Genomic DNA, 12964 nt, shown 5'->3' on the forward strand with positions numbered 1-12964 from the left:
GGCGCTATGGACCAATCCTCAGGTGCTTTCCCCCTCGCACCCGCCATGCTGGAGCAGCATTACAAGCAAGTGCTGTCCTTCCAGGAAGCGCGGACGCGCTCAGCGCGGCTGCTCTCCAAAGGTGCCTTGGTGGCGCTAGTGGTTTCCATGGTGGCCAATGCCGGTCTGGGTTGGGCTGTGGCCTCCATGCTGCCGTTGACCAAATTGGTGCCGGTGTATTTTCTGATCCGCCCGGACGGCACGATCGATGATTCTGTTTCGCTTTCCACCTTGCCGGCTTCCACGCATCAGGCGGTGATCCGCTCTGCCCTCTGGCAATATGTGCAGATGCGCGAGGGGTACTCCTATGACACAGCGCGCTATCGCTACGACATTGTCTCCGGCATGTCGGATGCTGCCACCAAAGCCGCGTATCAAGCCTGGTTCAATTATCCGAACCCGCAATCCCCACAAGTGATCATCGGCAAGAACGGTGTGGTCACGGTTGAGCCGATCTCAGTGGCGCTGATCGGGCCGGGTGTGGCGCAGGTGCGTTATCAGCGGATTTTCGAGGCGGGCATGAATAGCGCTGTCACGACCACCTGGACCGCCACCGAACAATTCGAGCAGGTCGACACCTTGCCCGATGCTGAACGCCTGACCGATCCGGGCGGGATCATTATCACCAGCTATCAGGATGAAGAGGATACCGCACCATGAGGCGGGTTCTTGCAGCGGCCGCATTTGGCTGGTGGCTGACCATGGCGGTGGCGCATCAGGCTCATGCGGATCAAACCCCGGTCGCCGGACGGTATGACAGCCGCATGCGCTATGTCGCCTATAATCCCGGGCAGGTGGTGCATTTATCGACCATCGTGGGAGCAACGATGGTGGTCAGCTTCGCCCCCGACGAAACCGTAACCTCCGTCGCGGAAACCGACAGTCTGCATCTGGCGGCTGTGCCGAAGGGGAATTATCTGTTCCTCAAGCCCAGTGCGGCGCTGACATTGCAGCCAATTATTGTGCTGACCCAGCGCTCGGATGGGTCGCTGCGCCGCTATGTGTTTGAGATCGAGACGGTGAGCGCGCCGAGCACGGCGGATGGCGCCAAGGGCGTGTTCTATGCGGTGCAGTTCACCTATCCGGCGGACGCGGCCAAAGCTGCGGCGGCGCGCGCGGCTCTCGATGCCAAAAAGGTGGAGCAGCTCAACCAGCAGGCCTTGCGGCGGGCGACGCAAATGGCGGCGAATGCGGCGCTGCAAGATGAGCAGACCAATCCCAGTGCCGGGCCGCGCAATTACCGCTATGTTGCCCAAGGTGACCGCTCCCTCGCGCCGGTGGCGGTGTGGGATAACGGCTATTCCACCCTGCTGCAATTTGCCGGGAATCAGCGCATTCCTTCGATCTTCGTGATCGACCCGGATGGCAAGGAGGCCAGCGCCAGTTACGCGGTCAATGGCGATATCGTACAGCTTGACCAGACCGCGCGGGAGTGGCGGCTGCGCGATGGCGGCACGGTGCTGAATATCTACAATCTTGGCTATCAGTCGGTGGGTGGTAATCCCGAAACCGGGACGACTAGCCCGGACGTGTCGCGGGTCGTTGTGCCGCCAAGCGCGCCGCAGAAAGAGGCATCGCCATGAGCGGACAGGTTCCGGGCGGCCAGCAGACTCCCGGCTCGGCCCCGGCCGCTCAAACGTCAGCGGCGCAAACAGCATCGCAGGCAGGGGGATCACCCGTCGAGGATGGGCGTTCGCCGGTTGCAGGTACTGCGCGCCGGGAGTTGAGCATTGGCACCAAGCTCGGTCTCTTGGCGCTGATCGGGGTGCTGGGGCTGGGGTTTATCTGGTTCAACGCGCTGTTCAGCCATAAGCGGGCGGTGGGACGCGGCGCTGTCCCAGCTTTGTACACGAGTGGGGGCGAGGTATTTGCCGCCCCGCCCGCGCAAGCCACCAAGCCTGTTGTACAGACCTTGCCTACGCCAACGGATGCACAGGCGCCGTTGCTTGGGTCTGCATCGCAATCCTCACCGCAATCGGCGCCGATCCTGGCATATTCTGGCTCGAGCGTGCCCGTGCCTGTTCAGCAGGCTTCGGCATCCACTGCGAGCGCTCAGCCTGGCGGCGCGGTGGTCCCGCCAGCACCCGATCAATCCCCTTTGGCGGCCCGGCTGAAGCCGACAGTTCTGGATGGCGAACAGGCCACGGTTATGCGGCATCCGGACATGGTGATCACTGAAGGCACGATAATTCCCTGCACCCTGCAAACCGCCATCGACAGTCAGCTGCCGGGGCTGGTCACCTGTGTTGTGCCGATCGATATCAGAGGCGCCACGGGCAATGTCGTGCTGCTGGATCGCGGCACCAAAATCATCGGTCAGTTGGAAACCGGGCTGCTGCAGGGGCAGAACCGGGTGTTCGTCGATTGGACCCGGGCGGAGACACCGGATCATGTGATCGTCACGCTGGATTCACCTGGCTCTGATGAGCTGGGCCGGGCGGGTTTGCCGGGAGCGGTGAATAATCATTTCTGGGACAGGTTTGGCGGGGCGCTGATGCTGACACTGGTGCAGGGCGGCTTGCAGGCCGGAACCCTGGCGGCAGCGGGCAATGGCAACAACAACTCGACCTCGCAGCAGGCGGCCCTCGGTTTTGTTTATGCCGCGCAAAGCAATGGCCAATCGGTTGCCAATACGGCACTGGCCAATTCGATCAATATCCCGCCGACCCTGACCAAGAACCAGGGTGATACCGTGTCATTGATCGTCGCGCATGATCTGGATTTTTCCAGCGTGTACCGTCTGCGGCTGGACAATATTGGTGCGGAGACCGGCGATGGTGGGTGAGGCGGCGCAATTGCTGAATTACCTGATGCAGCCTCTGGCGCCCTGGCTGGATGACCCGGCGACGGAGGAGATTTGCATCAACCGGCCCGGCGAGCTGTTCGTGCGCCAGCGCGGCCAGTTCCGTGCCGAAGCAGTGCCGTTCGATTATGCGGACCTCGAGGATATTGCCACCTTGGCCGGGGCATTGCGCAAACAGGATGTCGGGCCGCGCAGCCCGCTTTGTGCCACGGAGCTGCCGGGTGGTGAGCGGCTGCAAATCTGCATGCCGCCCGCCGTGCCGCGAGGTTCGCTGAGTATCACCATCCGCAAGCCTGGGGTCTCGGTGGCGCCGCTCGACTCGCTGGTGAGCCGCTACCGAGTGACGGGCTGGAATCTCTGGGCTGGCCGTGAGCAAGCGGCGCAGCATGATTATGCCGCTTTGCTCGCTCTGTACGATGAAGGGGATATCCAAAAGTTCCTGGAACGCGCGGTGCGGGCGCGGCTGACTATTCTGCTTTGTGGCGCCACCGGCTCAGGCAAGACGACCATGAGCAAGACCCTGATCAGCGCCATCCCGGCCCATGAGCGCCTGATCACCATCGAGGATACGCTCGAGCTGGTGATTCCGCAGCCCAACCATGTCCGCCTGCTTTACGGCAAGGATAATATCGGCTCAGCCCGGGTGACGCCGGAGATGCTGCTGCAGGCCAGCCTGCGCATGAAGCCGGACCGGATCTTGTTGCAGGAACTGCGCGATGACTCGGCCTGGACCTATATCAATGAGATCGTCTCCGGCCATCCTGGTTCGATCACCACCATCCATGGCCGGAACCCTGAACAGGCCTTCCGGCGGCTGTTCGCGCTGGTGAAGGGCAGCCCGCAAGGCGGGCGTTGGGATGACAGAACACTGATGGAGTTCTTGTCCGCTGCTGTCGATCTGATCATCCCGTTTCACAATGAAGGGGCGGTTTATCAGATCGGCGAGGTCTGGTTCGCCGCCGATGCCGCTCGTCGTGGTGAGACGGCAGCGCATTTGCTGCGGGCGGCTTGAGCCATGAGCATCACCCTCTCAGACCAAGCGGGGCAGCTCATCGTCAAAGCCGGTTTTGGTATTATCCTGGCGCTGATTGCCTGGACGGTGGTGGCGTCCTTTGTGTTTCTGTTTGGGACCGGGCTGTTGCACGCATTTGCCCACCCTTTCTGGCAATGGTGGCTCTATGCGCTGAACTTTGATGGCAACCCGCGTGTCGCGCTCTGGCTTAAAATTGGCGCTGGGGTAGGCGTTTTACCGCCGGGACTGATGATCGGGGCACTGATTTATCGTGCCCAGCGCGTGGTAGGACCAAAGCTCCGGCGGCCGCTATTGGGCGGCATCGTCAAATCCCCTCTGGCGGTGACGGATAATCATGGCCGCGCGGCCTGGATGAGGATGGCGGCGGCGCGGGAGCGGTTCCCGGGGCCTAACCCTGGCTTTGGTGGTATCGTCGTGGGCGAGGCTTATCGGGTCGATCAGGACAAAATAGCGGCACGGCGCTTCGACCCGGAGGACGCCAAAAGTTGGGGGCAGGGCGGGCAGGCGCCGCTGCTGATTGACCCGTGCCGGGAGGGGCCAACGCACTCGCTGATGATCATCGGCAGCGGCGGCTTTAAGACCACCACGGCGGTCTCCAGCCTGCTGCATTGGACGGGTGCTGCGGTCATTCTCGACCCTGCTGGCGAACTGGCGCCGATGCTGCGGGAGGCGCGCAAGGCGATGGGGCACAAGGTGCATGAACTCGATCCGCGCGCGGGGACTGGGTTCAATGTGCTGGACTGGATCGACACCACCTCACCACTGGCGGCAACGAATATCGATTCCGTGGTGGCCTGGGTCTGCGGGGATCACAAGCCGGCAGCTAAGAAGGATGATTTTTTCGATAGCATGGCCCGTAATGTCGTGCGCTGCTTCCTGGCGCATATTTTGTTCGACGAGGCTGCACCCGAAAAACTTAAAACCTTGCGGGCGGTCCGTCAGGCAATCGCCATGCCGGTCAAGGAGGTCCGGGCCGTGTTGCGCGGGATATTTGAGACGAGCCCCAGCCTCTATGCGCGCCAGCTGGCGGGGCCGGTTTGCGGGCTGGTCGAGGAGACGTTCAGCGGGGTGATCGGCAGTGCCGCCGAGCTCACCACTTGGCTCGCCAACCCTGCCTTCGCCAATTTGGTCTCCGGCAACAGTTTTAGGACCTCCGCCCTGCTCGACGGCAAGGTGACGATCTTTCTCAAAATGCCGTTGAAGGCGCTGGAGACAGAGCCTGGCATATCGCGCACCATCATCGGCGCGTTGCTCAATGCCGTGTACGAGGCCGATGGGGCGATGCAGGGGCGGGTGCTGTTCCTGCTCGATGAGGCGGCCCGGCTGGGCTATATGAAAATTCTGGAGACCGCGCGCGATGCCGGACGCAAATACGGCATCACCATGCAGCTGCTCTACCAGTCGAGCGGGCAGATCGTCGAACAATGGGGCGAGCAGGGCAAGCGGTCTTGGTATGATGGCGTGTCTTATCGCTGCTATGCGGCGGTACAGGATCTGGACACCGCCACCGAGTTGGAAAATTCGTTTGGCACCTACGGTGTCATGGCAAGCTCCGAGGGCATGAATACCGGTAAATCCGGCAAAGCGATGCAATCTTCTTCGCTCTCGCGCGGTTCGAATATTTCTTATCATGAAATCGGGCGCCCGCTGATCCGCAAGGCCGAACTGATGCACGATGTGCGCGACGACGAAATGTTTGTACTGGCGCGCGGCATGGCGCCGCTGCGCTGCGGACGGGCGATTTATTTTAGGCGTCCCGAGATGCGCGCGCGTGTGGCGGAAAACCGCTTCCACAAGCCGGCACATCAGACCGGCGCCAAGCAGCAATCAAACCGGGAAGGAGCATAACCCAATGTCTGAAATCGATGCCGATCTCGACCGTGCCGCAGCCGCGTACTGGCTGTCGGTGGCCAGTAAATCCGGGCCGGAGAAGAATGCGGCCCTCTCCCGGGCGGCGAGCCTGCTGCGCGATGCGCGGGCGGAAGCGCGTATCCCTGACAGCGCGCGCCAGCCAACACTCAATGATCTGGACGCGCCGCCCATGGATGTGGCGCATCGGCGGCGGCTGACGCCGTGACGATCCTTGGACGGTCCGCGCCAGGTTGCGTCAGCATTCCTCCGCTCCTGTGATGGAACGTCAGAGCGACAAGGCGGAACATCGCAGGGGGCAGCCAGCGCCACCTATATCCCTGGAGTTGATTGCCGCGCGGCTGGCGGCGTTAGATGCCGGGCAGGCGGCGATGAGTGGCGCGCTGGGGCTGATGCTGGATACGCTGCATGTGCAGACAACGCTGCTGCGCAAGCTCAACGAGTTCGCCGCTGAGGATGCGGCACCTTCGCCGCTGCTCACAACACTCCAGAGCCTCACCGCCGCGATCATGGAGCTGGATGCGTCGGTTGGGGATGTGGAACGCAAATTCGACGGGCTGGCGCAAATTCTGAGCATGGCCTTTGACGGACCGCCTGCCGAAACGCCTTCCGATCAAAACGGACCGGCATGGCCGCAAGGTCCGGCCATGGACGGCGAGGGCGGTTGAATGCTGACCTATCGCACCGGCGCAGCAGGGGCATCGGGTGCAGCGCGGTTCATGAGCGAGCATTTATTGCAGCAGACCTTGTCCCCGGAAATGGCGGCGATGGCAGAATATTACGAGCAGGGTGTAACCCCACCGACGCTCGCCGATGCCGCCGCTTCGCGTTACGGCCGGTTCATGGCGGGTGGCACGCTTTTGGCGGCCGAGGTGCTGGATGGGCTGGTGCAGGCGGAAGCGGCGCGCCTCGCTGAGAGTGGCGTGTCTTGGGGGCAGGGCCGGGAACAAATCGGATATGAGTTGGTCTTGCCCGCCGTCGCGGCCTTCGCGGCGGCGGGGCTGGCGGGCCGAGACGAGGCGCTGGCTTGTCTGTCGCGTCTGTCAGGGATTGGCCCCGGTTATGGTGTCGGTAATGCTGGCAGCGCAAATAGCGCGCATGCCACTGCCACCGAGGACATCGCTCAGCGCCTGGATGCCGCAATGGCCGCGGCCGCCAGTACACCAGACCGCAGCAGCGCAACGGCAACGCCACGGCGGGACATGAACCCGCTGCTGGCGCGGCGGCTGGGGATTGAGCCGCGGCGCGGGCTGAAGCCAGATGAGGTGGCGTGCCTGTTGAATGGCCGGCGCGCCGATGGCGGCTTCATCGAAGGGAAGGTGCGGCGCGCCTCGAGCCTGCCACTGGCGCAGATATTTGGGCTTGATGCGGGGCAGGTGCCGACACGGGCGCAATTAGAGCAGATGCTGGTGGGGCGGAAGGCCAATGGCGAGGCGTTATCCGCCGAGGCAGCTGAGCGGGCGGTGCGGCGTTTGCTCTCGGGCCTGGGTGTGAAGGACAAAACACCTGCCCCCGAACAGCTTGCGTATATTCTGGCCGGTCGGGACGCCGAGGGCAGGGAAGTGAGTGCTCGCCAATACCGTGCCATTCTTGAAGCCGCGAAGATGCGGATTGGCTATATCGACCTGACTTTCTCCGCGCCCAAGTCCCTTTCCATTGCCTGGGCCTTTGCGCCCACCAAAGCCGAACAGGCGATGCTGCATCAGGCGCACCGGGACGCGATCGACAATGTCATGGCGGTCATCGAGCACGAGATCGGCCGCGCTTCGATCGGGGATGCGGCGAAGCGGGGCTATGAGGCTGGCGCCATTGGCTGGGTGTCCTTCGATCATTATGCGGCGCGGCCCACGATTGAGATCGTGCGGGCGGATGAGCGTGGGGAGCCGGTGACAGAGTTGCACACGCTGACCGGTACGCAAGGCCGCGCGCCGGGCGACATGCAGATGCACACCCATGTCGCGCTGTTCAACATCGTGGAGACGCCGAGCGGGCGGGTGGGTAGCATCAACCTCGCCTTGCTTGAAGGGAGGATCCATGAATGGGGCGCGCTGTATCAGGCCTATCTCGCCAATCATCTGCGCGCCCATGGCGTGGCGGTGGAGCTCGATGCCCGCACCGGGATGGCCAAGCTCTCCGCTGTGCCAGAAAGCGTCGTGGCGCAATTCAGTAAGCGGACCGTAAGCGGCACCGAGGCGGCACGTGTTTATGCGCGGGCGCAGGGGCTTGAGTGGGATGATCTCGCGCCCGCCCGGAAAATCGCCCTGCTCAAATCCGGGGTACAGAATCCGCGCGAAGCCAAGAGCGATGATGTCAGCGACCTTGCCGCCTGGCAGGCAATGGCGGCGAGGCTCGGCTACCAGCATCGCAGCGTCTTGCGCCCTGGTGAAATCGCCCCCCTGCCGAGCCGGGAGCAGCGGCTGGAGAGCGCATTCCAGGCGGCCTTGCCATTGCTGAGCAAGCAGTTCGACCGGCGGGCGGTGATTGACGGCGCCGATGCCCGGATCGCCGCTGCCAAGGGGCTGATCGCCGCGGGGATTGGCGAGGCCAACGACGTGGATGCCCTGACCGAAGCCTTCCGGGAGCGGGGCGTGCAGCGTCAGGGTGAGGATGCCGCCTTGATCTGGGGCCGGGTGCCGGGGCGGCAGGGCCGGGACCGCGTGGCGATAACCACCACGCTGGAACTGCGTGAGGAACAGCGGCTTATTGAAACGGTCCAGGCTGGGGCGCGGGATCGAAGTGCAACCCTCACACGTAAAGCCATCGCGACGGCGGTGGCCACATTCCCGGAGATCGATTTTACCAGCGCGCATGGTAGGGCACAGCGGCAGATTATCGACCAGTTGGGCACTGGCGGGCGGATTGGTTTGGCCATTGGCGTGGCGGGTTCCGGCAAAAGCACGTTGCTGAAGCCCTTGGTTCGGGCCTGGCAGGAGGATGGCAGGGCCGTGCATGGCATTGCCCTGGCGTGGCGGCAATCGGATGATTTGGCCGGGGCGGGTATTCCGGCGGGTGATACCAGGGCGGTCGCGGCCTTTTTTCGGGGTATAGAGCGCGGCTCGATCCGGCTTGATCGCAAATCGGTCGTGGTGGTCGATGAGGTGGGACTACTGGGCACGCGGCAATTGAACGTGATCATGGCGGCGCAGGCGGCGCACAAATTCCAGTTGGTGATGATTGGTGACCCGAAGCAGATGCAGGCGGTGGAGGCCGGGCCGGTGATCGAGCTACTGCGTCGGGCGTTGGGGGCCGACAAGGTGCCGGAATTAGGTTCCTCGGTGCGGCAGACAGCGGAGCAAGAGCGCGAGACCGTGCTGATGTTGCGCAATGGCCAGACGGAAGAAGCGATACGCCGCAAAGATGAAAACGGCACCCTCAAAATTGTGCCGGGCGGGTATGAGGACGCGGTACAATACATTGCCCAGCTTTGGCGGCAACGGTGGGAGGCAAACCGGGACCGGGTGGACTTCAGCATTTCGGTGAGCGCGCCGAGCAACGCGGAGGCGCATGATATCAGCCGCGCCATCCGCCAGCAGCGCCGGGATAGGGGAGAGATCGGGATGGATGTGGTGACACTCAGGGCCACCGACGGTGCAGGGGAGCGGGACTATGAATTGGCGCTCGCCTTGGGTGACCGGGTGCGGTTGTTCAGGCGGACCAATGCCAAGTTCACGGAGACCGGCACGGTCGGGAATATCGGGCGCAACGGCACGGTGCTGGAAATTACCGCCATTGATGAGGCTGGACTGACCTTGAAGACCATCACGGGAAGGGAAGGGCTGGTGACGTGGGAGAGCTTGCGGGGCGAGCCAAGTGGCAGAGTTCAGTTGGCCTACGGCGATGCGTTGACCACCAACACCGCGCAAGGGAGTACGGTTACCGAACATATTCATGCGATGCCGGCTGGCACGAAGCTGGTCTCGGCATTCGGGGCCTATACCTCAGGCAGCCGCCACCGGGAGCAGAGTTTTATCGTGACCTCGGAGGGGGTGGAGCGCGCCGAGATCATCGCCCGGCGGCCGCTTGGCGACCGGCGCGAGATTGGGCGCGCTGATGTGCTGAACAACATCGTACGCAATTTTGCACAAGCACCCGAGAAGCAAGCGGCGCTGGGGTTGATGGAGCGTGCGGCCGGGCTGCGGCGGGGAACGGTTCAGGTTGTGCAGAGAGTGCACCAGGCGGGGGAAGCGCGGGGGAGCGGCCTGGAGCGGCCATCAGTGCTGCGGGAACGGATGTTGAGCCGCCGGATAGCGCTGGCATTTGAAAAGCAGCTGCCTGGTTTGGCGGCACAACTCCGGCGTCATGGTGAGGTGCTGGGGCGGGTGGCCCGTATCGGCGCGGATTTGGCGGAAATACTTGCCAGCCTTGCCCGCCGCCAGGCGGCAAGCCGCCAGAGCGATATGGAATTTTGGCGTGAACTCGGCCAGCGGGCTGAGCGAGTGCCCGGGTGGGAGAAGCAACCCCGGCAATCGCGGCGGCGCGGGCGGTGACGGCAACACTAGTCCGTATTGCATAATGCGCTACAATCAACTATATCCCGGTCATGACAAGAACCACCGCCATGACCGCTTCGCCCAAGCGTAAAGACCATCCGCTCTCGATGCGGCTACCGGAAGGCGATATCGCGATTATCGACCGTGCGGCGGATTTGCGCGGGCGCTCACGCACGGATTTTGTGCGGGAAGCCGCGGTGCGTGCCGCCGAGGAGGTGCTGATGGAAAGCACGCTGGTGCGCATGAGCCCGGAAGGGTTTGAGGCGTTCGTTCAAGCCGTCTCCGCCCCTGCGGCGCCCGTGCCGGAAATGGTGGCCTCTCTGCGCCGCAAGGCGCCGTGGGAAAAAGATGCCACGACGCGTTGATGGGGGAGGTATTGCTCTCCGCACCGGAGCTTCTGCATGCCGAGCATGATGTATCCCAGTTCTCCTGCGGTAAGCCCTCTCTCGACCATTGGCTGAAGAGCCGGGCGCTGGCCAACCAGCAGAAAGGATTCTCCGTGGTCATGGTGGTCCATGTGGCGGGCCGAGTGGTGGGCTATTACGGCTTGGCCCCCACCGCCGTTGTTCCAGCCAGCCTCCCGCGCGCGATCCGCACCGGCCAGCCGCCGAGCCCAATGCCGTGTATTCTGTTGGGCCAGCTTGCCACAGACACGGCCTGGGCGGGGCAGGGGATTGGCGTTGGGTTGCTCAATCACGCGTTGGCCCGCAGTGTAAATGGAGCCGCGTTGATTGGCGGGCGGGCGCTGATGGTCAATGCCATCGATGATGACGCCGCCGCGTTCTGGCGCCGCCGGGGGTTTATGCCGTCCAAAGACAATGCGCTCATGCTGTTCCGGTCGATCGGCGATATCTCGGCTTCGCTGGAGGCTGCAAGAGAGGTGGTGTGGAGAGTTGCCAACCGGGCGTCGCCACACACCACATCAGAACACCCAAAACGAAAGGAGAAAAGTCCGCCTTTGACCCCTTCACGAAACCCAAACCATAACCAATAGGCGGGTCATTCTCAGCGGAATTCCCAGGGTACTTCTCAGTGAAAGTCAACACGCACACGTCGAGATAGCGCTTACCATCACGAGAAGACGCAAGAACTACGCCGCCGCGAGACGGCGGCGCATTCAGCTGTCAGAGTCGCATGGTTCAGCTATTCTGGCTCCGGGATTCGTGAACCTCAATGGTCAGATGCGACAGGGATTTGAACCGGCCGAGGCGCTCACGATAGTGAAGAGCCGTGCGCTCGCTTGAGGTGGTAACGGAGAGGATCGCGCCCAGATGGCCAGGGCCGAGCCGCCAGAGATGCAGATCGGCCACTTCATCGCCGTCGCGCTCGATTGCGTCGCGCAGCTTTTGCTCCATGCCCCTGTCTGGCGTCATGTCCAGCAGGATGCCGCCCGTGTCGCGGATCAGCCCGACGGCCCAGCTCGCGATGACGGCCGCGCCCGCAATGCCGACCAACGGGTCCATCCACAGCCAGCCGAAGGCGCGGGCAAGCAGCAGACCCACGATCACCAGCACGGAAACGGCCGCGTCGGCGGCGACGTGCACCACGGCGGCGCGCATGTTGTTGTCCCGCCCGGCGGCGCCACTGGCGTGCTCATGCTCCTCGAACGCGACTTCATAGGATTGATCGAAGAGTTTGACGCTGGCCGTGAATTCGTGCGGCTCTGGAATCTCATCGACGGATTCAAGATAGCCATCGCGCGCCACGAAGGCGAAGCTCTGGCACGCGCCATTGGGACGCACGGTCTCGATCATGGCGGCGTCGGCGGAGATATCGAACCCAGGTGCGGCGCGCAGGCGGAAGTGCGGCGGCACACCGTGCTCGAACACCTCCAGCCGAACCTCGCCAAAGGAAGTAGGGATGATGTATTCGTCATCATGGTCATGATGTGCGTGGTTGTGTCCATGTCCATGCCCATGACTGTGCCCATGGTCGTGCCCGCCGGAAAGCAGCAGGGCGCTGACGATGTTCACGACTAGCCCGAGGCAGGCAATGGGGATGGCCTCAGCAAAATGGATCGGCACCGGGGAAAGAAAGCGGCTCACCGCCTCGAAGCCGATCAGCAGCGCGATTATGGCCAGGATGATGGCGCTGGTGAAGCCCGCGAGGTCGCCCAGCTTGCCGGTGCCGAAAGAGAAGCGTGGATCGCTCGCGTGCCGGCGGGCGTATCTGTAGGCAAGAGCGGCCAGCAGCATGGCCCCGGCATGGGTGCTCATGTGCAACCCGTCGGCGACAAGGGCGATAGAGCCGAACAGCCAACCGCCTAATATTTCCGCCACCATCATCGCGCCGCAGAGCCAGATCACCCACCAGGTGCGCTGCTCGCTGCGGTCATGATCGGCGCCTAGAAAAATATGGCTGTGGCCGGCCTTGGGCATAGTTTGAGTCTGCATCAGGATATTACTTCAAATAGGTGCGGACGACTTCGAGCAGTTGCTCGGCCGCGTCTTCGTTCAGGGCGCCGGGGTGTTTTTCGGCATCCACGAGATGGGTGAGGACATGGTCCTCGACTATCTGCGCCATCAGCCCGGCTGTGGCGCCGCGCATGCCGGCGAGCAGGTGCATCACCTTCTCGCAACTGGCCTCGCTCTCCAGCGCGCGCTCGATGGCTTCAACCTGGCCACGGATGCGGCGCACGCGCGCCAGCAGGCGCTGTTTGTCACGGACGGTATGGGTCATGCCGGTTGTATAGTCTACCCCCCTATGCCATGGAAGACGCGCAACGAGACT

12 protein-coding genes are annotated in these 12964 nt (G+C 63.2%); 10 read left to right on the forward strand and 2 right to left on the reverse strand.

Annotation, left to right across the window (positions count from 1 at the left end; all coding sequences use genetic code 11):
* Positions 1 to 6: 6 nt before the first annotated feature.
* The 10 genes from BUB54_RS12540 to BUB54_RS12585 are packed head-to-tail and all read left to right on the forward strand — an operon-like array spanning position 7 to position 11228.
* The gene (locus BUB54_RS12540; RefSeq protein ID WP_048879004.1) at positions 7 to 699 is read left to right on the forward strand and encodes a type IV secretion system protein VirB8; all 693 of its coding nucleotides are present in this window, start codon (positions 7 to 9) and stop codon (positions 697 to 699) included.
* The gene (locus BUB54_RS12545; RefSeq protein ID WP_048879003.1) at positions 696 to 1622 is read left to right on the forward strand and encodes a TrbG/VirB9 family P-type conjugative transfer protein; all 927 of its coding nucleotides are present in this window, start codon (positions 696 to 698) and stop codon (positions 1620 to 1622) included. Before BUB54_RS12540 ends, BUB54_RS12545 begins: the two co-directional genes overlap by 4 nt.
* On the forward strand, positions 1619 to 2824 hold the full coding sequence (gene virB10 / locus BUB54_RS12550) for a type IV secretion system protein VirB10 (protein WP_052948363.1): 1206 nt from the start codon (positions 1619 to 1621) through the stop codon (positions 2822 to 2824). Before BUB54_RS12545 ends, virB10 begins: the two co-directional genes overlap by 4 nt.
* Positions 2799 to 3854, forward strand: a complete 1056-nt coding sequence (gene virB11, locus BUB54_RS12555; RefSeq protein WP_244890781.1) for a P-type DNA transfer ATPase VirB11 — start codon at positions 2799 to 2801, stop codon at positions 3852 to 3854. The genes virB10 and virB11 overlap by 26 nt, the downstream gene beginning before the upstream one ends.
* 3 nt (positions 3855 to 3857) lie before the next feature.
* Positions 3858 to 5723 (forward strand): type IV secretory system conjugative DNA transfer family protein, encoded by a 1866-nt coding sequence (locus tag BUB54_RS12560; RefSeq protein ID WP_048879001.1) that lies wholly within the window; start codon positions 3858 to 3860, stop codon positions 5721 to 5723.
* Between the two features lie 4 nt (positions 5724 to 5727).
* Positions 5728 to 5952 (forward strand): hypothetical protein, encoded by a 225-nt coding sequence (locus BUB54_RS12565; protein ID WP_048879000.1) that lies wholly within the window; start codon positions 5728 to 5730, stop codon positions 5950 to 5952.
* Between the two features lie 52 nt (positions 5953 to 6004).
* The gene (locus tag BUB54_RS12570) at positions 6005 to 6412 is read left to right on the forward strand and encodes a hypothetical protein (RefSeq protein ID WP_048878999.1); all 408 of its coding nucleotides are present in this window, start codon (positions 6005 to 6007) and stop codon (positions 6410 to 6412) included.
* A complete protein-coding gene (gene mobF, locus BUB54_RS12575) occupies positions 6413 to 10231 on the forward strand; it encodes a MobF family relaxase (RefSeq protein ID WP_048878998.1) in 3819 nt (1272 codons plus the stop codon).
* A 53-nt stretch (positions 10232 to 10284) separates the two neighbouring features.
* Positions 10285 to 10599, forward strand: a complete 315-nt coding sequence (locus BUB54_RS12580; protein WP_244890782.1) for a type II toxin-antitoxin system TacA family antitoxin — start codon at positions 10285 to 10287, stop codon at positions 10597 to 10599.
* Positions 10572 to 11228 (forward strand): GNAT family N-acetyltransferase, encoded by a 657-nt coding sequence (locus BUB54_RS12585; RefSeq protein WP_456303988.1) that lies wholly within the window; start codon positions 10572 to 10574, stop codon positions 11226 to 11228. The genes BUB54_RS12580 and BUB54_RS12585 overlap by 28 nt, the downstream gene beginning before the upstream one ends.
* A 145-nt stretch (positions 11229 to 11373) precedes the next feature.
* Here BUB54_RS12585 and dmeF read toward each other — a convergent pair whose 3' ends face one another.
* Both dmeF and BUB54_RS12595 read right to left on the reverse strand, forming a co-directional pair.
* On the reverse strand, positions 11374 to 12627 hold the full coding sequence (dmeF, locus tag BUB54_RS12590) for a CDF family Co(II)/Ni(II) efflux transporter DmeF (RefSeq protein WP_048878997.1): 1254 nt from the start codon (positions 12625 to 12627) through the stop codon (positions 11374 to 11376).
* Between the two features lie 7 nt (positions 12628 to 12634).
* Positions 12635 to 12913 (reverse strand): metal/formaldehyde-sensitive transcriptional repressor, encoded by a 279-nt coding sequence (locus BUB54_RS12595; protein WP_048878996.1) that lies wholly within the window; start codon positions 12911 to 12913, stop codon positions 12635 to 12637.
* Positions 12914 to 12964: the final 51 nt, after the last annotated feature.

The sequence above is a fragment of the Acidocella aminolytica 101 = DSM 11237 genome, from assembly GCF_900129125.1.
GTDB classification, from domain to species: Bacteria; Pseudomonadota; Alphaproteobacteria; order Acetobacterales; family Acetobacteraceae; genus Acidocella; species Acidocella aminolytica.